General features: G+C 71.2%; 18 protein-coding genes. 8 read left to right on the top strand and 10 right to left on the bottom strand.

Annotated features, from left to right (window positions below; translation table 11 throughout):
• The first annotated feature begins 70 nt into the window (after positions 1-70).
• Positions 71-268: a DUF3046 domain-containing protein gene (locus EMA17_RS19775; RefSeq protein ID WP_126638397.1), complete on the top strand. Its 198-nt coding sequence runs from the start codon at positions 71-73 to the stop codon at positions 266-268.
• Positions 269-420: 152 nt separating this feature from the next.
• Positions 421-1617, top strand: coding sequence for an AI-2E family transporter (locus EMA17_RS19770; protein ID WP_126638396.1), 1197 nt, complete (start codon positions 421-423; stop codon positions 1615-1617).
• Here the strand turns inward: EMA17_RS19770 and EMA17_RS19765 are convergent.
• Together EMA17_RS19765 and panB are read right to left on the bottom strand one after the other, a co-directional pair.
• A complete protein-coding gene (locus tag EMA17_RS19765; RefSeq protein WP_126638395.1) occupies positions 1590-2396 on the bottom strand; it encodes a site-2 protease family protein in 807 nt (268 codons plus the stop codon). The genes EMA17_RS19770 and EMA17_RS19765 overlap by 28 nt on opposite strands.
• Positions 2397-2464: 68 nt before the next feature.
• Entirely contained in the window at positions 2465-3346 is an 882-nt protein-coding gene (gene panB, locus EMA17_RS19760; RefSeq protein WP_126638394.1) for a 3-methyl-2-oxobutanoate hydroxymethyltransferase, read from the bottom strand.
• Between the two features lie 255 nt (positions 3347-3601).
• Here panB and EMA17_RS19755 point away from each other — a divergent pair, with 255 nt between their 5' ends.
• The 3 genes from EMA17_RS19755 (at position 3602) to EMA17_RS19745 (ending at position 7075) form a co-directional block, all read left to right on the top strand.
• Positions 3602-5209 (top strand): MFS transporter, encoded by a 1608-nt coding sequence (locus EMA17_RS19755; RefSeq protein ID WP_126638393.1) that lies wholly within the window; start codon positions 3602-3604, stop codon positions 5207-5209.
• A 1-nt stretch (position 5210) separates the two neighbouring features.
• On the top strand, positions 5211-5903 hold the full coding sequence (locus EMA17_RS19750) for a TetR/AcrR family transcriptional regulator (RefSeq protein ID WP_160161471.1): 693 nt from the start codon (positions 5211-5213) through the stop codon (positions 5901-5903).
• A gap of 116 nt (positions 5904-6019) precedes the next feature.
• Complete coding sequence (locus EMA17_RS19745) at positions 6020-7075, top strand: endonuclease/exonuclease/phosphatase family protein (protein WP_126638391.1); 1056 nt, start codon at positions 6020-6022, stop codon at positions 7073-7075.
• Between the two features lie 92 nt (positions 7076-7167).
• On the opposite strand, the gene EMA17_RS19740 is transcribed toward EMA17_RS19745, so the two are convergent.
• Entirely contained in the window at positions 7168-8934 is a 1767-nt protein-coding gene (locus EMA17_RS19740; RefSeq protein WP_126638390.1) for an NAD+ synthase, read from the bottom strand.
• A gap of 482 nt (positions 8935-9416) precedes the next feature.
• Between EMA17_RS19740 and glnA2 the strand changes: the two genes are divergently transcribed.
• Positions 9417-10778 carry a gamma-glutamylpolyamine synthetase GlnA2 gene (glnA2, locus tag EMA17_RS19735; RefSeq protein WP_078977486.1) on the top strand — a complete coding sequence of 454 codons (1362 nt, stop codon included), beginning with the start codon at positions 9417-9419 and terminating at the stop codon, positions 10776-10778.
• 193 nt (positions 10779-10971) lie between these two features.
• On the opposite strand, the gene EMA17_RS19730 is transcribed toward glnA2, so the two are convergent.
• Positions 10972-11598: a TetR/AcrR family transcriptional regulator gene (locus EMA17_RS19730; RefSeq protein ID WP_126638389.1), complete on the bottom strand. Its 627-nt coding sequence runs from the start codon at positions 11596-11598 to the stop codon at positions 10972-10974.
• A 244-nt stretch (positions 11599-11842) separates the two neighbouring features.
• Here EMA17_RS19730 and EMA17_RS19725 point away from each other — a divergent pair, with 244 nt between their 5' ends.
• Positions 11843-14860, top strand: coding sequence for a bifunctional [glutamine synthetase] adenylyltransferase/[glutamine synthetase]-adenylyl-L-tyrosine phosphorylase (locus EMA17_RS19725; RefSeq protein WP_126638388.1), 3018 nt, complete (start codon positions 11843-11845; stop codon positions 14858-14860).
• Here the strand turns inward: EMA17_RS19725 and EMA17_RS19720 are convergent.
• From EMA17_RS19720 to glnA, 5 genes are all read right to left on the bottom strand, one after another.
• Positions 14824-15696: a phosphatase PAP2 family protein gene (locus EMA17_RS19720; protein WP_246126772.1), complete on the bottom strand. Its 873-nt coding sequence runs from the start codon at positions 15694-15696 to the stop codon at positions 14824-14826. The two genes, EMA17_RS19725 and EMA17_RS19720, sit on opposite strands and share 37 nt — an antisense overlap.
• 289 nt (positions 15697-15985) lie before the next feature.
• Complete coding sequence (locus EMA17_RS19715) at positions 15986-17431, bottom strand: MFS transporter (protein ID WP_126638386.1); 1446 nt, start codon at positions 17429-17431, stop codon at positions 15986-15988.
• 227 nt (positions 17432-17658) lie between these two features.
• Positions 17659-18027, bottom strand: coding sequence for a VOC family protein (locus EMA17_RS19710; RefSeq protein ID WP_246126771.1), 369 nt, complete (start codon positions 18025-18027; stop codon positions 17659-17661).
• A gap of 10 nt (positions 18028-18037) precedes the next feature.
• The gene (locus EMA17_RS19705) at positions 18038-18856 is read right to left on the bottom strand and encodes a helix-turn-helix domain-containing protein (protein WP_160161470.1); all 819 of its coding nucleotides are present in this window, start codon (positions 18854-18856) and stop codon (positions 18038-18040) included.
• Between the two features lie 222 nt (positions 18857-19078).
• Entirely contained in the window at positions 19079-20488 is a 1410-nt protein-coding gene (glnA, locus tag EMA17_RS19700; RefSeq protein WP_126638384.1) for a type I glutamate--ammonia ligase, read from the bottom strand.
• 246 nt (positions 20489-20734) lie between these two features.
• Here glnA and EMA17_RS19695 point away from each other — a divergent pair, with 246 nt between their 5' ends.
• Entirely contained in the window at positions 20735-21193 is a 459-nt protein-coding gene (locus EMA17_RS19695; RefSeq protein ID WP_126638383.1) for an RDD family protein, read from the top strand.
• A gap of 113 nt (positions 21194-21306) precedes the next feature.
• Here the strand turns inward: EMA17_RS19695 and EMA17_RS19690 are convergent, their stop codons facing one another.
• Entirely contained in the window at positions 21307-21993 is a 687-nt protein-coding gene (locus tag EMA17_RS19690; protein ID WP_126638382.1) for a DUF4191 domain-containing protein, read from the bottom strand.
• Positions 21994-22002 lie beyond the last annotated feature (9 nt).

The raw sequence follows: 22002 nt of genomic DNA, 5'->3' as shown, positions 1-22002 counted from the left end.
CGCGTCGCTCGACAGGCGGGCGGCGGATGCGGGCGGCGGGTCGGTCGGCCGACACCGGGATACTGGTCGCATGGGACTCACCGACTTCTGGCGACGCATGCGCGCGCACTTCGGCGACTCGTACTTCGAGTCCTTCGCCCGCGACCACGTGATGTCCGAACTGGGCGGGCGTACCGTGCACGAGGCGCTGGCGGCGGGCATCGAGGCCAAGGACGTCTGGCGGGGCGTGTGCGTGTCGATGGACCTGCCGACCACCAAACGCGCCTGACCCCCGCGACGGCGACCGGGCCGGGACCCGGCGGGTCCGCGCCGGTCCGTGCGGGCGAATCTGCACAAAACGACCCAGCGTGACGCTCTAGTCTCTTTCTGTCATACGACGCAAGGCACCACACATGCCGCGCGACCGGACAGGGAGCCCACGTGACCACACCCGACACCCGGACCACCCGGGTCGCGGCGCGCGACCGCATGCCGTCCTGGTTGCCGCGGGCGGTGCTCCTGGTCCTCGTGATGATCGCCGGCTTCCGGCTGCTCGGCTGGACCCTGGGCCAGTTGCGCACGCTGCTGATCGACCTGCTGGTGGCCTTCTTCCTCGCGCTCGCGTTCGAGCCGGCCGTGGATCGGCTCGCCCGCCGCGGGATGCGGCGCGGCGTGGCCACCGGGATCGCGTTCGTGGTGGTCCTCCTGGCCTGCGCGGGATTCCTGGCGGTGGTCGGCTCGCTCCTGGTGGACCAGGTGGTCGCGTTCGCCAACCATCTGCCGCGCTACCTCGAGGACCTGGTCGCGTGGGTGAACCGCACCTTCGGCACCGATCTGACCGTGGACAAGATCCAGGGGAAGATCTTCAAGGACGCCGGCACCGTGCAGGGCTACGCCGAGCAGGTGGCGAACCACGCGCTCGGCTGGTCCGCCCGGATCGTCGGCGCGCTGTTCCAGCTCTTCACCATCGCGCTGTTCACCTTCTACTTCACCGCCGAGGGCCCGCGGATGCGGCGCGCGGTGTGCTCGCTGCTGCCGCCGGGCCGGCAGGCCGAGGTGTTGCGCGGGTGGGAGATCGCGATCGACAAGACCGGCGGCTACCTCTACTCGCGCGCCGCGCTCGCGCTGATCTCGGCGTTCGCGCACTACGTCGCGTTCCTGGTGCTGGACCTGCCGTACGCGATCCCGCTGGCGTTGTGGGTCGGGCTGATCTCGCAGTTCGTGCCGACCGTGGGCACCTACATCGCGATCGTGCTGCCCGCGCTGATCGCGCTGACGGTGAGCCCGGCGACCGCCGTGTGGGTGGTGCTGTTCGCGACCGCCTACCAGCAGTTCGAGAACTACCTGCTGCACCCGAGGATCACCGCGCGCACGGTGGAGATCCACCCGGCGGTGGCGTTCGGCTCGGTGATCGCGGGTGCCGCGCTGCTCGGCGCGGTGGGCGCGTTGATCGCGATCCCGGTGACGGCCACCGCGCAGGCGTTCATCGGGAGCTACCTGCACCGCTACGAGGTGCCCGAACACCACCTGACGCCCGACGAGACCCGGCCGCCGAGGCGGCCGAGCCGGCCGTGGCGGCGGGGCGGGGACCCGGCGGGGGACGCGGACGCTCAGGACCAGAAGCGGAACAGCCGGTAGCCGTCGTTGGCCAGGTACGGCGACACGTCCAGCGCGTCGGTGATGTGGTCGACCACGTCGTAGAAGTAGTGGTTGACCGACGGCGACCACAGCAGCGCGAACAGGAACAGGATCGCGTAGGGCGCGTACGGCGCGATGGCCCGGCGGAACTCGAAGGGCAACCACGGCTCCAGTACGCCGTAGCCGTCCAGACCCGGCACCGGCAGCAGGTTGAGCACCGCCGCGATCACCTGGAGCTGGATCAGGAACGAGAACGCGGCCACGAAGGTGGCACTCGCCCCGTCCACCACGCCGGACGACAGGAGCAGGGCGAGCACGCCGGCCAGCACGGCGTTGGTCAGCGGTCCGACCGCCGACACCACGCTGTTGCGGGCCCGGCCGCGGATCGCGCCGCGGTCCAGGTAGACCGCGCCGCCGCTGAGCGGGATCCCGCCGAGCAGCACGAAGACGGTCGGCAGGATGAAGGACAGCAGCGGGTCGCTGTACTTGAGCGGGTCCAGGGTGAGATAGCCCTTGCCCACCACGCTGTGGTCGCCCGAGCGCAGCGCGGCGAAGGCGTGCGCGAACTCGTGCAGGCACAACGAGACCAGCCAGCCCGACATGACCAGCAGGAACACGCTGGTGCGGGTGGCGGGCTCGGAGGTGCCGTCGTCGTGCCACGCGTACCAGCCCGAGGCGACGCAGACCGCGACGATGGCGAGGAAGACCGGGCTCGGCCGCACATGGCGCAGCGAGCCGGCCGCGGGGCGGCGGCCGTAATCTCCGTAGGGGTGCGTCACGAACTGCTCCAGACAGGCGGAAGGGCCGTACGACCGGGAGTTCGCATCGTACGGCCCTTCCGGGACACTCAGTGGAACGCGTGTTCAGGGGCCGGGTAGGCACCCCCGACCACATCGCCGGCGAACGCCTTGGCGGCGTCGCCGAGCGCGGCGCGGAGGTCGACGTACCGCTTGACGAACTTGGGGGTGTGGCCGGTGGTCATGCCGGCCATGTCGGTCCACACCAGCACCTGCGCGTCGGTGCCCGCGCCCGCGCCGATGCCGACGGTGGGAATGTCGAGCAGGTCGGTGACCCGGGTGGCCAGTTCCTCCGGCACACACTCCAGGACCACCGCGAACGCGCCCGCGGCCTGCATCGACTTGGCGTCGGCGATCAACTGCTCGGCGCTCTCCGCGTCCCGCCCCTGCACCCGGTAGCCGCCGAAGGCGTGCACCGACTGCGGGGTGAGCCCGAGGTGGGCCATCACCGGGACACCCGCGGCGACCAGGGCCTCGACCTGGGGCACCGAGCGCCGTCCACCCTCCAGCTTGACCGCGCCGGCACCGGCCTCCTTGAGGAAGCGCACGCCGTTGCGCAGCGCCTGCTCGGGGGATTCCTGGTACGAGCCGAACGGCAGGTCGGCCACGATCAGCGCGCGCTTGGTGCCGCGCACGACCGAGCCGGTGAGCATCACGAGCTGGTCCATCGTGACCGGCACGGTGTTCTCGTAGCCGAGGTGGTTGTTGCCGGCCGAGTCGCCGACCAGAAGTACGGGGATGCCCGCGTCGTCGAAGACCGAGGCGACCATCGCGTCGTACGCGGTGAGCATCGGCCACCGCTCGCCGGCCCGCTTGGCCCGGGCCAGGTCGCGCACGGTGACCCGGCGCCCGGTTCCGTCGCCGCCGTACAGGGTCAGTCCCGGACCCTCGGCCGAAGCGGATATCGACTGCGCGGACTTGTTGCTGGACATGGTGTTCTCCCGACTCGAGGCGCTCGGACGGCGTCCCCGGACAAGGCCATGGTGACATGCCTCCGAACAGCACAACAGAGGCGTCGGGCGGGGGATTCCGGGAGGCCGGAGGCGGGTCGGGGGTGGGTCGGGGGCCGATCGCGGGCAGCGACGTTTGCCGAGGTTTTGCAATACGAGACCGTATCGTTTCGTAAAGTCTCGTTAGCCTGGGGCCATCGAGCAGTGTCCCCGCGTCGTACGAATCGAGCCTCACCCGTGACCGCAACGAACGTTCCCCCCATACGCACCGTCGACGAGCACATACACCGCCGGCGCTGGGCCATCCTCGGCGTCATGGTGATCAGCCTGCTGGTCGTCGTCCTCGACAACTCCATCCTCAACGTCGCGATCAAGACCATCGCCGACCCGGACCAGGGTTTGGGCGCCACCCAGAGCGAACTCCAGTGGGCGATCAACTCCTACACGCTGGTCTTCGCCGGCCTGCTGTTCACCGCCGGCATCCTGGGCGACCGCTTCGGTCGCAAACGCACGCTGTTGTTCGGCATGGTGATCTTCGGTCTCGCCTCGCTGCTGTCCGCCTACTCGCAGAGTCCGGGGCAACTGGTCGCGGCGCGCGCGGTGATGGGATTCGGCGGCGCGTTCGTGATGCCGGCCACGCTCTCCATCATCAGCAACGTCTTCGAGCCGCAGGAACGACCCAAGGCGATCGGCATCTGGTCCGGCGCGGTGGGTCTGGCGATCGCGATCGGCCCGATCACCGGCGGCGCGCTGCTCGACCACTTCTGGTGGGGCTCGGTGTTCCTGATCAACGTCCCGATCGTGATCGTCGGCATCGTCGCGATGCTGGTGCTCGTGCCGGACTCGCGTGACCCCCGGCCGGGCCGGCTCGACCCGATCGGGGTGGTGCTGTCCATCGCGGGCCTGGTCTCGCTGGTCTACGGCATCATCCGCGGCGGCGACGCGGGCTGGGGCAGTGTCGAGGTGATCGGCACGATCGTGCTCGGTCTGGCCGTGCTCGCCTTCTTCGTCTGGTTCGAGAAGCGCAGCGACCACCCCTCGCTCGACGTGCGGTTCTTCCGCGACCCGGCGTTCTCCGCCGCGGCCGCCGCGATCGGCCTGGTCTTCTTCGCGCTCCTGGGCGTGACCTTCTTCATGGCCTTCTACCTGCAGAGCGTGCGCGGCTACACCCCGCTGCAGACCGGTCTGCTGCTGCTCCCGCTGGCGGTGGCGCAACTGTTGTTCTCGGCGCGCAGCTCGGTGATGGTCAAACGGTTCGGGGTGCGTGCGGTGACCACCGGCGGCATGCTGCTGGTCGGCCTGAGCTTCCTGTCCTTCCTCTGGATGGACCGCACCTCGCCGATCTGGGTCCTGTGCGTGGTCTTCTTCTTCCAGGGCGCGGGCATGGCGCACGTGATGCCGCCGGCCACCAACTCGATCATGTCCTCGCTGCCGCGCGAGAAGGCCGGCGCCGGATCCGCGGTCAGCAACACCGTGCGTCAGGTGGGCGGCGCCCTCGGCGTGGCGATCCTGGGTTCGGTGTTGTCCTCGGTCTACCGCGACCGGATCTCCGGCGACCTCGACAAGCTGCCGCCGAACGTGCCGCGCGGCCCGGCCGGCGACTCGGTCGAGGCCACCCTCGCGGTCGCCGGCAGGCTCGGCGACCGGGGCGTGGCGCTGGTCGACCCGGCCAAGGACGGCTTCATCGACGCGATGCACGCGGCCTCGATCGGCTCGGCGGTGGTCGGTCTGGTCGGCGCGGTCGTGGTGTTCCTGTGGATGCCGCGCCGCGATGCCGGGCAGACTGCCCCGGGAGCGGGCCGACCCGGGGAGCCCGCCGAGGAACAGCGCTCCGCGAAGGTCTGACATGCAGCCTGCGACATCCCGATCAGCGGTCGAGCCGACGCCGGCCGACCCCACCGTCGACTCCGACCCCACCGTCGGGATCGACCTCGACGACCCCGGCGCGGCGGAAAAGCCGCGCCGGGGTCGGCCCCGCAGCGAGGAGGCCGAACGGGCGATCCTGCACGCGACGTGGCGACTGCTCGCCGAACACCGCAGCATCACCGGCCTGTCCGTCGAGGCGGTGGCCCAGGAGGCGGGGGTGGGCAAGGCCACCATCTACCGCCGCTGGCCCGGCAAGGAGGCGCTGATCATCGCGGCGATCGAGGCCACCGAGGTGACCCCGGCGGCACTCGCGGGCCGCTCGCTGCGCGAAGACCTGGTCAGCGTGTTGGACAACATGCGCCGGCAGGCCATCGACAACCGCGGCGACGGCCTGATGGGGATCGTGGCGGGCGAGATCCGCAACCATCCGGAGCTGCATCGGCGCTACCACGAGGTGGTGGTGGAAAAGCGCCGGGCGATCCTGCGGGATCTGCTCCAGCGCGGCGTGGACTCCGGCGAGCTGCGCGCCGACCTTCCGATGGAAGTCCTGATGGACCTCGTCGCGGGCCCCATACTGGTACGCAAGCTCGTACGGGAGAACGCGAGTCTGGATCCGGAGCTGCCGGGCCAACTCGCGGACGCGCTGCTCGGCGGAATCCGCGCTCGCTCCTGAGCCCAAAAGGGAACCTATCGGCCGCTTCCCGGCGTCCGTTTCGACGTAGGCGACGTTTTGTTCGTACGTTGACGCGGACAGTCGGGACCCGTACCCCCGGGACATCAGGAGGCAGCATGACGTGGCCCACCACGACCGATACCGGAGCCGAGCCGCAGCCGGCCGGCGACGGCGGTCCGCGGCGCGGGTCACGTTGGTCGTGGGAGTCGATCCGGGACGGCGCGGTCCGCGTCTGGCGCACCCCGCCGTGGCGGCGCGGCCGGGTGATCGCGGTGTTCGCGGTGCTGGCCGCGCTGCCGATGGCCTTCCACCGGCTCGTGCCCAACACCCCGGGCAACTGGGGCAGCTTCATCGAGACCTTCCTGCCCTGGGCGGGCCTGGTCGTCCCGCTGCTGCTGATCTGCGCGGCGATCCGCCGTTCGTGGACCGCGGTCGCCGCGACGATGTTGCCGGTCCTGGTCTGGGTGACCATGTTCGGCGGCTTCTTCCTGCCCGGCCGCGGCGGCGGCCCGCACGACCTGCGGGTGGTCAGCCACAACGTCAACGCGGGCAACCCCGACCCGGCCGGCACCGCCCGCTCGCTGCTCGGCTCGGGCGCGGACGTGATCGCGCTGGAGGAACTGCCCGAGGGCGCGTGGAAGCAGTACAACGCCGTGCTCAAGGACCTGTACCCGAATGTGCAGCACGAGGGCACGGTGGCGGTGTGGACCAAGGTCCGCTTCCCGATGAGCAAGGCCGAGGCGATCGACGTCGGGATGGGCTTCACCCGGGCGCTGCGCACCGTGATCACCACCCCCAAGGGCGACGTCGCCTTCTACGTCGCGCACCTGGCGTCGGTGCGCTTCGGCCCGAGCGGCTTCACCGTCGGCGACCGCAACCACACGATCGACCGGCTCGCCACGTCGCTCGCGGTCGAGTCGGCGCCGCACGTGGTCCTGGTCGGCGACCTCAACGGCACCACCGACGACCGCGCGCTGCGCCCGGTCACCCGCTACCTGCGCGACGCCCAGGACACGGCGGGCACGGGCATGGGCTTCACCTGGCCCGAGTCGTTCCCGATGGCCGCCATCGACCACATCATGTACCGGGGCATGGCCGCGGCCGACGCGAAGGTCCTCGGCAGCACCCCGAGCGACCACAAGCCGGTCCAGGCGGACCTGCGCCTGAGCTGAGGCGCCGCGAACCCACACGCCGAAGGGCCCGACCGCATCGGTCGGGCCCTTCGGCGTCTCGGCTCCCGGACCCCCGCCGGCCCGATTCCCGGTCAGCCGCTTTCGCGCCACCGGCTGGTGATGGGCAGGCGGCGGTCGCGGCCGAAGGCCTTGAGCGAGATCTTGGTGCCCGGGGGGTATTGGCGCCGCTTGTACTCGGCGGTGTCCACGAGGGTCAGGACGCGGTCCACCAGCGCCGGCTCGAAGCCCGCGGCCACGATCGCGTCGCGGCCCATGTCCCGTTCGACGTAGTCGTCCAGGATGGCGTCGAGCAGTTCGTAGGGCGGCAGCGAGTCGGTGTCGACCTGGCCCGGGCGCAGCTCGGCGCTGGGCGGCTTGGTGATCGAGTTGACCGGGATCGGCGCGACCTCGCCGCGCCGCTCGGCCTCGGCGTTGCGCCAGCGGGCCAGCCGCCACACCGCGGTCTTGGGCACGTCCTTGATCGGCGCGAAGCCGCCCACCGCGTCGCCGTACAGGGTGGAGTAGCCGCAGGCCAGCTCGCTCTTGTTGCCGGTGGCCAGGACCAGGTGGCCCTCCTGGTTGGACAGGCCCATCAGGGTGGTGCCGCGCACCCGTGCCTGGAGGTTCTCCTCGGCCAGGCCGGTCAGCCCGAGCGCGGCCAGGTAGGCGTCGACCATCGGCGCGATCGGCACCTGCCGGTAGTCGAGCCCGATCCGCTCGGCGGTCTCGGCCGCGTCGTCCCTGGAGTGCACGGAGGAGTAGCTGCCGGGCATCGAGACGCCGTACACGTTGCCGCCGCCCACCGCGTCGGCCGCGATCGCCGCGACCAGGGCCGAGTCGATCCCGCCGGACAGGCCCAGCAGGACCGACGCGAAGCCGTTCTTGGCCACGTAGTCGCGCAGACCCAGGACCAGCGCCCGGTAGATCTCCGCGTCGTCGGACAGGGCCGGCGCGACGCTGTGCCCGGCGGCGGGCGCGGGCGGCGGCGCGGACTCCTCGGTCAGCACCACGTGCCGGATGGTCAGGTCGTCGGCCACCGTGTCGTCCGTGCCCGCGAGCCGGGCGTCGACGGTGCGCGGCGGCAGGTCCAGATCGGCCACGAGCAGTTCCTCGTCGAACCGTGCGGCGCGCGAGAGCACCCGGCCCCCGGCGTCCACGATCAGCGAGTCGCCGTCGAAGACCAGTTCGTCCTGCCCGCCGAAGGCGTTGACGTAGGCGAGCGTGCAGTCGGCCTCGCGGGCCCGGCGGCGGACCAGGTCGAGCCGCGAGTCGTCCTTGCTCACCTCGTACGGCGACGCGTTGATCGACAGCAGCAGTCCGACCCGCGCGGCGCGCGCGGCGGCCACCGGGCCGCCCTCCTGCCACAGGTCCTCGCAGACCGCGATCGCGATGTCCACTCCGCCGATCCGGGCGACCAGGAGCCGGTCGCCGGGCACGAAGTAGCGGTATTCGTCGAACACGCCGTAGTTGGGCAGGTGGTGCTTGGCCGAGCGGGCCGCGATCCGGCCCCGGTGCAGCACCGCGACCGCGTTCTGCGGGGCGCCGGCCGGGCGGCCCAGGCGCGGGGAGGACGTCTCGCACCGGTCCAGGAAGCCGACGACCACCGCGATCTCGCCCAGCCCCTCGGCGGCGAGCCGGCCGGCGAGGTCCTCCATGGCCAGTCGGGAGGCCTCGACGAAGGACGAGCGCAGTGCCAGGTCCTCGACGGGGTAGCCGGTCAGCGCCATCTCCGGGAAGGCGACGAGCGTCGCGCCGCGCTCGGCGGCCCGCCGGGTGCGGCCGAGCACCAGTTCGGCGTTGCCGTCGAGGTCGCCGACCGTGGGGTCGATCTGGCTGAGGGCGATGCGAATCCGGGTCACGCGTTCCAATGTACCCAACCCTTGACGTCAATGTGACGAATAGTCGACGCGGGTCATCGCGACCCACCCGCGACCCACTCGCGCGGACCGGGCGCGGCGTGCGGTGGCGGCCCCTCGGCCGGACGGAAAACCGCAGGCCAACAGCGGGCGAAAGGCGTTCGCCCGGGCGGGCCCGGGGCTCGGCGTCGAACCGCCCGGAGGATACCCTTGGCACGGTTGACCACCGGGCCCCGACGACTCGCCCGACGGGATTCCCCGACGGGTGTGATGCCGCACGAAACAGCCGCCCCGCAGGTCGTCCCCGAGCGGTTTCGGGGTACCGGAGCACGGGGCGTGGCGAAGCACGGCGGTAGCTGTACGCGGCCGAGGACGCAACGCAAAGGGCACGTAATGTGCCCGAAACCCCGCAGCGGGATACTCGGGTGCCCGCGGTGCCCCCGCCGATCGCTCACAGGCCGTCCGACCTGCAAGGATAGGGAATTATGGATAAGCAGCAGGAGTTCGTGCTCCGCACCCTCGAGGAGCGCGACATCCGGTTCGTGCGGCTCTGGTTCACCGACGTGCTCGGCTTCCTGAAATCCGTCGCGGTGGCACCGGCCGAACTCGAGCAGGCGTTCGCCGAGGGCATCGGCTTCGACGGCTCGGCGATCGAGGGCTTCGCGCGCGTGCACGAGTCGGACATGCTCGCCAAGCCGGACCCGGCCACGTTCCAGATACTGCCGTGGCGGGCCGAGGCCCCCGGTACCGCTCGCATGTTCTGCGACATCCTGATGCCCGACGGCTCGCCGTCCTTCGCCGACCCTCGCTACGTGCTCAAGCGCACCCTGGAGCGGGCCTCGGAGAAGGGCTTCACCTTCTACACGCACCCCGAGATCGAGTTCTTCCTGCTGAAGGAGAAGCCGGTCGACGGGACCCCGCCGACGCCGATCGACCACAGCGGCTACTTCGACCACACCCCGCAGCCGGTCGGCCAGGACTTCCGCCGCCAGGCGATCACGATGCTCGAGAACATGGGCATCTCGGTCGAGTTCAGCCACCACGAGGGCGCACCGGGCCAGCAGGAGATCGACCTGCGCTACGCCGACGCGCTGAGCACGGCGGACAACATCATGACCTTCCGTCTGGTGGTCAAGGAGGTCGCGCTGGAGCAGGGCGTGCACGCGTCCTTCATGCCCAAGCCGTTCTCCGAGCACCCGGGTTCGGGGATGCACACCCACCTGTCCCTGTTCGAGGGCGACCGCAACGCGTTCTACGAGGCCGGCGCCGAGTACCAACTCTCCAAGGTCGGCCGCTCGTTCATCGCGGGGCTGCTGCGGCACGCGGGCGAGATGGCCGCGATCACGAACCAGTGGGTCAACTCGTACAAGCGGCTGTGGGGCGCGTCGGCGCGCACCGCGGGCATGGGCGGCGAGGCGCCGTCGTACATCTGCTGGGGCCACAACAACCGCTCCGCCCTGGTGCGCGTGCCGATGTACAAGCCCACCAAGGGGCAGTCGACCCGGATCGAGGTGCGCCAGATCGACTCGGCGTGCAACCCCTACCTGGCCTACGCCGTGCTGCTCGGCGCCGGGCTCAAGGGCGTCGAGGAGGGCTACGAGTTGCCTCCGGGCGCCGAGGACGACGTGTGGGCGCTGACCGACGCCGAGCGGCGCGCGCTCGGCATCGCGCCGCTGCCGCAGAACCTGGCCGAGGCGATCGCGCTGATGGAGCGCAGCGAGTTGCTGCCGGAGATCCTGGGCGAGCACGTCTTCGAGTTCTTCCTGCGCAACAAGCGGCACGAGTGGGAGGAGTACCGCCAGCAGGTGACTCCCTTCGAGCTGAAGCGCTACCTGCCGGTGCTCTGAGGCGGGCGCCGGCACCGCCGCGGGTGCGGCACCGCGCCGAGTCCGGTTCCGCTCGGAGTCCGGTTCCGCCACGTCGAACGGCCCGACCCCGCCGGGGGATCGGGCCGTCGATCGTCGGGCGGCGCGGGAGGGTCGGGCGTACGGACCGCCTGCGGCCGGGGGCGGCCGGCACGCCCGCTCGGGACGTCCCCGCTCAGGACATCGGCGGGCCGAGCAGCTCCAGGATGTAGCGGACGTAGGCGTCCTTCTCCTCACCCTGCGGCAGCAGTTGCGGCGCGCCCCGGCGGATCAGCGCGATGCCGACGGTCATGGTCAGCGCGGTCAGCGCGTGCCGGTAGGCGGCGTCGGCAGGCAGGCCCAGCTCCTCGGTCAACCGGGCGCCGAACTCCAGGCGTCGACGGGTGACCTGCTCCAGGATCGGGCCGACCACGGGGTGCTGGGCGTGGATCAGCAGCGTGGTGGTGATGTCCGCGCCGCTGGGCGCGGTGAACGCGTACTCGGTGAGTCGGCGCCCGCGTTCGACCGGATCGGCGATCCGCTCGGCCGCGGCCATCAGTTCCTCGGACTCGGCCACCCAGCGCTCCAGGGCGGCCTGGATGAGCGAGTCACGATCCTTGAAGTGCCAGTAGAAACTGCCCTTGGTGGTGCCGAGGCGTTCCGCGAGGGGTTCCACCGCGACCGCGCCCAGGCCGCCTTCCCGCATCGCCTCCAGGGCCGCTCGAGCCCAGTCCTCTCGGCTGAGGGTGCGGCGGCCGGGGCGAGCGGACCGTTCCGGTTCGTCGTCTGATTGAACCCTCTCCGAGGGAACACCGTTGCGCATGGCACCTACGCTAACGTAGGGTGACGTCCCGTACGGTGGCGTATGGCGGCTCGTCGCTACGGAGGCCTCTTCGGGCCGTGGGACGGACGGCTCGCAGAGTGGAATCGCCGTTCACCACCGGACAAGGGCGCGCCGCACATGTGTTCGCCGCGGTCGGGGGGCTCGGCGAACCTCCGGTGCGGCGCGTCCACATTCCCAGTTCCGTTCTTGATCGATCAGTCGTTTGACCGGATACGCTCGGCCGGTGACCTCTGTGGATCAGCCTCGCGAACCGGCGGCCACCGACGGGCGTCTGGTGCGACTGGGCTTCACCGACATCGCGAGCGCCGCGCGCAACCTGCGCGATCCGGCCCTGCTCGGCGCGGGCGACGACCCGCTCTTCCCGGACGCGCTGGCCGCCACCGCCGACCCCGACCTCGCGCTGCTCGGCCTGGTCCGACTCGCCGAGGCCGCCGCCGACCGCTCGGTCCTGTTGTCCACGCTCGCGTCCGCGAAGCCCTTCCGGGACCGGATACTGGGCGTTCTCGGGGTCAGCGCCGCGCTCGGCGACCACCTCGCCCGGCACCCCGACGACTGGCGCTCCCTGGTCACCTACGACGTCCGGGACGCCCGGCCCACCCCGGCCTACTTCCACACCGTGCTCACCGGCGCGCTCACCGGCCTGCGCGGCGACCCGGCGCTCGACGCGCTGCGCATCGGCTACCGGCGCTGCCTGCTCTCCATCGCCGCGCGCGACGTGTGCGGCTCGGCCGACGAGCCGACCGTGGCCGCCGAACTCGCCGACCTGGCCGGCGCCACCCTGGACGCCGCGCTCGACCTGGTGCGCCGCGAGCACCCGGTCGAGGCCGAACAGTGCCGGCTGGCGGTGATCGGCATGGGCAAGTGCGGCGGACGCGAGCTCAACTACATCAGCGACGTGGACGTGGTCTTCGTCGCCGAGGCCCCGCCCGGCGTGTCGGAGGGCATCGCGGTCGCCGCCGCCAACCGGCTCGCCGGCGCCCTGATGCGGGCCTGCTCGGCGACCACCGTCGAGGGCTCGATCTGGGAGGTCGACGCCAACCTGCGCCCCGAGGGCCGCAACGGCCCGCTCACCCGCACCCTGGCCAGCCACCTCGCCTACTACGAACGCTGGGCCAAGACCTGGGAGTTCCAGGCCCTGCTCAAGGCCCGCCCGGTGGCCGGCGACCCGGCCCTGGGCCGCAAGTACATGGACAGCGTCTCGCCCATGGTGTGGACCGCGGCCGGCCGGGAGAACTTCGTCGCCGACGTGCAGGCGATGCGCCGCCGGGTGGTGGACAGCATCCCCGCGCGCGAGGTGGCCCGCGAGGTCAAGCTCGGCCCGGGCGGGCTGCGCGACATCGAATTCGCCGTGCAGTTGCTCCAGTTGGTGCACGGCAAGTCCGATCCGACGCTGCGCCGCGGCTCCACCCTGGAGGCGCTCGCCGCGCTGTCCGCCGCCGGTTACGTGGGCCGCGACGACGCCGCCGGGCTGGACGCCGCGTACCGCTTCCTGCGCACCCTCGAACACCGCATCCAGCTCTTCCGGCTGCGGCGCACCCACCTGTTGCCCACCGACGCGGGCGAACTGCGCCGGATCGCCCGCTCGATGGGCATGCGCTCGAACCCGGTGGGCGAGTTGGAGAAGGCCTGGAAGCAGCAGACGCTGGAGGTGCGGCGGCTGCACGAGAAACTGTTCTACCGGCCGCTCCTGGACGCGGTCGCCCGGCTCAAGGCGGGCGAGCAGCGGCTCACCGCCGAGGCCGCGCGGGCCCGGTTCGAGGCGCTGGGATACGCCGACCCGGCCGCCGCGATGCGCCACCTGGAGGCGCTGGCGTCCGGGGTCAGCAGGCGCGCCTCGATCCAGCGCACGCTGTTGCCGGTGATGCTGAGCTGGTTCGCCGACTCGGCCGACCCCGACGCCGGTCTGCTCGCCTTCCGGCAGGTCTCCGACGCGCTCGGCAACACGCACTGGTACCTGCGGCTGCTGCGCGACTCGGGGGCGGGTGCCTCCGGGGCGGCGGCGGAGAACATGGCGCGAGTGCTCGCCTCGGGGCGGCTCGCGCCGGATCTGCTGCTGCGCGCGCCCGAGGCGGTGGCGATACTCGGCGACGGGGACGGGCTGCGGCCGCGCTCGCGGGCGGCGCTCGAGACCGAGATCCTGGCCGCGGTCGGGCGGGCGCCGGGGCCGGAGAGCGCGGTACAGGCGGCGCGCAGCGTGCGTCGGCGGGAGCTGTTCCGGATCGTCGCCGCCGACGTGCTGGGCCGGCTGGACGTGGACGCCATCGGCCGGGCGCTGACCGACGTCAACGCCGCGACGCTGACCGGCGCGCTGCGGGCCGCCGTCGACGGGTTCGAGCGCGAGCGGGGGCCGATCCCGGCCCGGATCGCGATCATCGCCATGGGCCGGTTCGGCGGCTACGAGCAGGGTTACGGCAGCGACGCCGACGTGATGTTCGTGTACGAGCCGATCGAGGGCGCGCCGGAGGAGCAGGCCGCGAAGGCCGCACAGCGGGTGTGCAACGAGGTGCGCCGGCTGCTGCAGATCCCGTCCACCGATCCGCCGCTGCTGATCGACGCCGACCTGCGCCCCGAGGGCCGGCAGGGGCCGCTGGTGCGCACGCTCGCGTCGTACCGGGCCTACTACGAGCGCTGGTCCAAGCTGTGGGAGAGCCAGGCCCTGCTGCGCGCCGACGTCACCTCGGGCGACGCCGAGCTGGGCCGGCGGTTCCTGGACCTGGTCGAGCCGGTGCGCTACCCGTGCCGGGGGATCGACGACGGCCAGGTCCGCGAGATCCGCCGGATGAAGGCCCGGATCGAGGCCGAGCGGTTGCCGCGCGGGGCCGACCCGACCACGCACACCAAGCTCGGCCGGGGCGGTCTGGCCGACGTGGAGTGGGTGGTGCAACTGCTCCAGTTGCGGCACGCGCACGAGGTGCCCGCGCTGCGGGTGACCGGCACCCGACAGGGGTTGGCGGCGGCCCGGGACGCGGGCCTGCTCGACGCGCACGACGCCCGGGTGCTGGACGACGCGTGGGTCGAGGCCACCCGGGTGCGCAACGCGGTGATGATCGTGCGCGGCCGGTCCTCCGACAGCTTCCCGTCCGACGTGCGCGAACTGGGCGGGGTGGCCCGGCTGCTCGGGCACGCGTCGGACGAGACCGGCAGCCTGCTGGAGGAGTATCGGCGGGTGACCAGGCTGGCGCGGGCCGTGGTGGAGCGGGTCTTCTACGGTGAGGACGAGACTTCGACGGGCTCGCGCTGAGGTTTCCCGCGAGGGGTGTCGGGTGCGTGGCCGTCGTGCCCGTCGTCGGCTTTCGTGTCCGGCGGGGGCGGCGCGGCCCGCGGGTCGTCCGGCGGATACTGCGGGAAGCGGTACGCGGAGCGTCCGTTGACCAGGCACTGGACGCCGAAGGCCGCGGCCAGGGTGATCCAGCCGCCCACCGCGTCGAGCACGAAGTGGTTGCCGGTCGCCACGATCACGAACAGGGTGGCGATCGGGTACAGGACGCCGAGCACCTTGGCCCACAGCGGCCGGGCGAACAGCACGATCGCGAGCGCGCACCACGTCGACCAGCCGATGTGCATCGACGGCATCGCCGCGTACTGGTTGGAGACGTTCTTCATGTCGCCGGACGCCATCGATCCCCACGTGTGGTGGACCAGGACGGTGTCGATGTAGTCCGCGCCGGGCAGCAGTCGCGGCGGCGCGAGGGCGTAGAAGAAATAGCCGAACAGGGCCATCCCCGTGGTCAGGAACAACACCGTGCGCACGGCCCGGTAGCGGCCGGGATGTTTGTGGAACAGCCACACCAGGACACCGATGGTGACCACGAAGTGCAGCGTGGCGTAGTAGTAGTTCATCGGCACGATCAACCAGGTGACGCCGTTGACGGCGTGGTTCACGCTGTGTTCGATGTCGATGTGCAGCGCCTTCTCGAGATCGAGGAGTTGCCAGGCGCGGTGGACCGCGACGCGTTCACGTTCGGGCACCGCGTTGCGGATCAGCGAGTACACCCAGTAGCTCAGCGCCACCAACGCGAGTTCGACCACGAATCGCGGACGACGCGGCGTGTGCAGATACACACGCAATCGGGTCATCGTGGGGATTGGCTGCATGGTTGTCCGTCCGGCTTCGTCGGTCAGCCGTCGCCCCGACGGCGGCATGGTCTCTCGGCTCGGATTGCCCCCCATGACTCAAGTCTGCCAGAGCCCGCCCCCGCGCCGATCACCCCGTGGGGCCATCCGAGCGCGATCTTCTCCTTCCCCGGACGGAGGAAACGCAGGTCGAGACGGTGCGCGAAGGCCGCCCTCCGGGGGATGGAGGGCGGCCTTCGGAGTGTCGGACGGGGTCCGTGACATCGGTCGGGGCCCGTGGGCCGGGGTGTGATCAGGGGGTCGGGACGGACTCGGGGGCGGGGTCGGCGGAGGCCGGGCCGGCGGCGCCGGCGGGCTTGCGCAGGGTGATCGCGGCGATCACCGCGCCGGCGGCGGCGATGGCGGAGGCACCGAGGAACGCGGCGGAGAAGCCGTCGGTGAGCGCGCCGGGGTCGCCGACCTCCTGGGCGCCGTGCGCGGCGGCGACGGCGGTCATCGCGGCCAGGCCGAGGGCCGAGCCGATCTGGTAGCTGGTGTTGACGATGCCGGAGGCGAGGCCGCCCTCCTCGGGCCGGGCGCTGGAGATCGCGGTGCCCAGGGACGGGATGAAGGCGAGCGCCATGCCGGCGGCGGCGAGCAGGGAGGCGGGCAGGACGTCGACCCAGTAGTTGCCGTCGGAGCGGACGAAGGACAACCACAACATGCCGCCGGCGAGCGCGATCAGACCGGTGACCACCAGCGGGTTGGGACCGAAGCGGGCGATCAGGCGCGGTGCGAGCACGATCATCATGAGCATGATGGCCACGGTCATCGGCAGCAGGGCCGAGCCGGAGGCGAAGGCGCCCAGGCCGAGCACCTGCTGGAGGTAGAGGTTGAGGAAGAACCACATCGGGATCCAGGCCGCGGCCATCAGCAGCTGGGCCAGGTTGGCCCCGGCGAGGTTGGGCGTACGCAGGATGCGCAGCGGCATCAGCGGCTCCGACCGCTTCGACTGGACCAGCAGGAACAGGGCGATCAGGCCGATTCCCGCGGCGAGGACCACCAGGGTCTCGGCGGAGCCCCAACCGGTCTCGGGGGCACGCACGACGGCGTAGACGGCGACGCCGAGTCCGGCGGTGGCGAGGATGGCGCCGAGCACGTCGATCGAGCCGCGCCGGGCGGGGGCGTCCGGCATCAGCGACGGGGTGGCGACCAGGGCGAGCACGGCGACGGGGATGTTGATGTAGAAGACCCACGGCCAGCTGGCGTACTCGGTGATCAGGCCGCCCAGGAAGACACCGGCGGTGCCACCGGCGGGCGCGGCGGCGCCGTACAGCGCGAACGCCTTGGTCAGCTCCTTGGGGTTGCCGCCGAAGAGCATCATCAGCAGGGTCAGCGCCGAGGGCGCGATGAGCGCGGCGCCGACGCCCTGGACGGCGCGCCCGGCGAGCTCGACCCACACCTCGCCGGCGAGGCCGGCGGCCAGCGACCCGACACCCAGGATCGCCCAGCCGACCGAGAACACCCGCTTGGCGCCGAACAGGTCGGACAACCGCCCGCCGAGCAGGAGCAGCCCGCCGAACGCGACCACGTAGGCGTTGAAGACCCAGGACAGGTTCTCCTGCGAGAACCCGAGATCGGTGCGCATCTCGGGCAGGGCCACGCCGATGATCGACGTGTCCATGATGACCATGAACTGCGCGAGCGCAATGAGCGCAAGCGCCGCCCAGCGACGCGGGTTGGCTTGTGGTTCGGACATCGCGATCACTCCATAGATACGACCGGGGGGTATCCGGCGACCAGGAACATACCCGAGGGGGGTATGCAAAATCCAGAGGTCGGCCATAAATACCTGAGGGGGGTATGTGATCGGTGTGTGCCAAACCGTCATCACATGCCAAAACACCCCTGCCTCGCGGTCTTCCGCGGGGCAGGGGTGTGGGGCCGAGGCATGCGGTTCGGGGTGCTTCGCCGATCGCGCCGCCGTCAGCCGACCTGATGCAAACCGAACGCCACGCCCTGGTCGTCCGCGCACAGCGCGAAGCGCCCGAAGCCCGGTTCCTCCGGGCGGGCGTCCTCCGCCGTGCCGCCCAGTTCGCGCACGCGCCGGACGGCCGCCTCGACGTCGTCGACGGCGAAGAACATCGTGATCGCCGCGGCCGAGTCCCGGCCGTGCAGTCCGCCCCGGCCGCTGGGCGTCTCGATCGAGACCTGGTCGTCCTCGCCGGTCGACGGGAACCGCCAGCCGAACAGTTGCCCGAAGAAGGTATGCGCCCGGGCGGCGTCCGGGACGCCGATCTCGAAGAACGTCGGCTCGCCGTGCATGGCAACTCCCGCGTGTCGGTGGATGATCATCGGTGGGTGATCACTCGACGGTAGGCGGGTGGCTCGTCCCGGTCTTGGATATTCGGGGCGTCGGTCGGCCGGCGGCGGCCATGTCCCTGCCCGGGGCGTCCAGGCCGAGACCGGCCAGGAACGCGGTCGGCGTGCATCCGGCGTGTTCCTTGAACTCCCGATTGAAGTGCGCCTGGTCGCAGTACCCGCACCACAGCGCCACTTCGGCGAGCGATCGGCGTCCGGGCCGTCGGAGCAGGTCCACGGCGTGCTCGAACCGCACCAGGTTGGCCATCGCCTTCGGCGTCAGCCCGATCTCGGCCCGGAACCGCCGCGCCATGCGCTTGCGACTCCATCCGCTGTGCTCGTGCAGCGCACCGATCGCGAGATCGCCCCGGGAGTCCACCACCTGCCGCCACGACCCCGCCACCACGGGGTCGGCCGCCCGCCCACGCTCGGCCCGCGCCACCAGGACGTCCTCGACTCGGGCGAACCGCTCCGCCCACCCGGCGTCCGCGCGAAGCCGCTCGACCAACTCGGGCGTACCCGGCCACAACTCGCCCACATCCACGATCCGCTCGGCCGGCTCCGACGCCGACACGCCGAACAGCGCCCCGGCTGCCAACGGGGACAGCCGCACCTCCAGCACACTCTGCCGCCCGCCGTGCGCCGCCTCGACCGGCCCCCGCCCGATCCCGACCAGCGCCGCGTCGGCCCGCACGGCGACCCCGTCCCGGACCAGCGCCAACGGCTCACCGAGGCTGATCAACAACACCAGTTCCGGCGCCGGCACCTCCCGCCGCACCACCACCCCGGCCGCCGTCTCGGCGAACCCCCCGTAGCCGACCACCAGCCCACCGAGCCCCGCACGGGGACTCCCGACGGCGGCCTCCCAGCACGCCGCCCCGCCCCCACCCCCGCGCCGAGTCCCACCGAAGGCCACCATCCCCCAAGTGTCCCGCGCCCCGAGCGCGACACCCCCGGCCGAACACGAGGAAGGCCGCCGACCGCGCGGTGGGCAGCGGTCGACGGCCTTGTCCTCGGGAGGGGGCCGGGGCCGCCTTCGGGGGGTTTAGATGTCGAAGTAGAGCTCGAACTCGTGGGGGTGGGGGCGCAGGCGGACCGGGTCGATTTCCTTGGTGCGCTTGTATTCGATCCAGGTGTCGATCAGGTCCTGGGTGAAGACGCCGCCTTCGAGGAGGTACTCGTGGTCGGCCTCCAGGGCGTCGAGGACCTCGGCGAGGGTGCCGGGGACCTGGGGGACGGCCTGGTGCTCGTCGGGGGCCAGCTCGTACAGGTCCTTGTCGACCGGCTCCAGCGGCTCGATCTTGTTCTTGACGCCGTCGAGGCCGGCCATCAGCTGGGCGGCGAAGGCCAGGTACGGGTTGGCCGACGGGTCCGGGACGCGGAACTCGACGCGCTTGGCCTTCGGGTTGCTGCCCGTGATCGGGATGCGGATGCAGGCCGAGCGGTTGCGCTGCGAGTAGACCAGGTTGACCGGCGCCTCGAAGCCCGGGACCAGGCGGTGGTACGAGTTCACCGTCGGGTTGGTGAAGGCCAGCAGCGACGGGGCGTGCTTGAGCAGGCCGCCGATGAAGTAGCGGGCGGTGTCGGACAGCCCCGCGTAACCCTGCTCGTCGTAGAACAGCGGCGAGCCGTCGGCCCACAGCGACATGTGACAGTGCATGCCCGAGCCGTTGTCGCCGAAGATCGGCTTCGGCATGAAGGTCGCGGTCTTGCCGTTGCGCCACGCGACGTTCTTGACGATGTACTTGAACAGCATCAGGTCGTCGGCCGCCGCGAGCAGCGTGTTGAACTTGTAGTTGATCTCGGCCTGGCCGGCGGTGCCCACCTCGTGGTGCTGGCGCTCGATCTCCAGACCCGCCGCCTCCAGCTCCAGGGAGATCTCCGCGCGCAGGTCGGCGAAGTGGTCGACCGGCGGGGTCGGGAAGTAGCCGCCCTTGTAGCGGACCTTGTAGCCGCGGTTGTTCTCCTCCGCACCGGTGTTCCAGGCGCCCGCCTCGGAGTCGATGTGGTAGAAGGACTCGTTCGCGCCGGTCGCGAAGCGCACGCTGTCGAACACGTAGAACTCGGCCTCGGGGCCGAAGTACGCCGTGTCGGCGATGCCGGTGCCGGCGAGGTAGCGCTCGGCCTTCTTCGCGACGTTGCGCGGGTCGCGGCTGTACTCCTCATCCGTCAGCGGGTCGTGGATGAAGAAGTTGATGTTGAGCGTCTTGTCCTTGCGGAACGGGTCGAGCCGCGCCGTGGACAGGTCCGGGCGAAGCGCCATGTCCGACTCGTGGATCGCCTGGAAGCCGCGGATCGAGGATCCGTCGAAGGCCAGCGTCTCACTCGGGTCGAACGTCCTCGCCGGAACCGTGAAGTGCTGCATCACGCCAGGCAGGTCGCAAAAACGAACGTCGATGAACTTGACGTCGTTGTCGGCGATGTATCGCGACACCTCTTCGGCGTTGTTGAACATCAATCCTCCTCGACCCGGCGCCAGGCGCGGGCAGTTGCGTTCGCGGGGAGCGGCCTCCTCCCCGGTGGCCACTAGGCCATGAAGGTAGGCGCGAGCGGTTTCCCGTCGGTGTCCCTCGTGTTTCCGGGATGTTACGCACCCACCCGTACGGTCTAGCCGGTTTGCCTGGATGCGTGCCCGTGATCGGCCGCCCGTACGCCCACCCCCGGGGCGGGTGAATCGGCCCGGCTCGTCTACTTTGGAGAGGTGGACGAGAACACGAGCGCAGCGCGGACCCAGGCCTCCGGGGCGGCGGACGACGAATTCGCCTACCGCGGCAAGCGTCTCGGGCTGCCCGAGGACGGACCCAATTCACTGGCGCCGACCGGGCGCCGGCTCCTTGCCCTGGTCATCGACTGGGGCATCTGCTACGTCATCGCGCTGTCCTTCCTGGGCGGCGGCAAGCTCAACGCCGTCGGCACCAGCTGGGGCACGCTCGGCGTGTTCGCCGTGGAGAACCTGCTCCTGGTGAGCACGCTCGGCTGGACCCTCGGCAAGCGGATCATGGGCATCCGGGTGGTCTCGGTCACCCGCGGCTCGCTGCTGCCGCTCGCGGTCGTGGTGCGGACGTTCCTGTTGTGCCTGGTGATTCCGCCGGCCATCTACGACCGGGACGGGCGCGGCTTCCACGACAAGGCGGTCGGCACGGCGGTGGTCCGGGCCTAGATCGTTCCTCCCGCGACACGGAAGAGAGCGGCGGCGATCCGGTTCGGATCGCCGCCGCTCTCGTGGTCGAACGGGGGACTGGTGTCGCGCGGGCGCGTGGTGCCGGGGGTGGGTCAGCCGCGCGGGCCGCGCGGCATGCGCGCGCCCTTCGGCATCGGGCCCTTGGGCACCGGCATGTTCTTCATCAGGTCGCCGACCGCCCGCAGCCGGTCGTTGACCTGCGCGACCTCGGGCTTGGCCAGGGTCGGGGTCAGCTTCATGATGTGCCGCTGGAGCTTGAGCAGCGGGACCTGACCCTCGTCGTTGCCGACGATGATCGTGTGCACCGTGGTGTTGGCCGCCAGTCGGGACATGCGCTTCTTCTCATCGGCCAACAGTCGCGTCACGCGACCCGTCTGACCCTCGCCCACCAGGATGATGCCGGGGCGACCCACGGCGCGGTGTACGACATCCTGGTTGCGGGTGATGGCCACGGTGGGGGTCACGACCCAGCCACGCTTGAGTGACTGCATGACCGCCAACGCGGCGCCGGGCTGGCCCTCCATCTGGCCGAGCACCGACTTCTCGGCCCTGCGTCCGAAGATGAAGGCCGCCGCGAGCAGACCCACGAGGGCACCGAAGATGCCCAGGTAGATCGGATGTCCCCACCAGAAGCCGATGGCCAGGAGTACTGCGAATACGCCCAGGCCCCAGGCCGCCACAATCAAGCCGACCCACGGATCGGCCTTCTTCGTCTGCTGGTAGGCGAGCCGGATCTGCTTCAGCCGGCCGCTCTTCTCGGATGGTTCCTTGCTCGCCATGTGAAAAGG

Source organism: Embleya hyalina, from assembly GCF_003967355.1.
GTDB classification, from domain to species: Bacteria; Actinomycetota; Actinomycetes; order Streptomycetales; family Streptomycetaceae; genus Embleya; species Embleya hyalina.
This window is presented reverse-complemented; position numbering and strand designations above follow the sequence as displayed.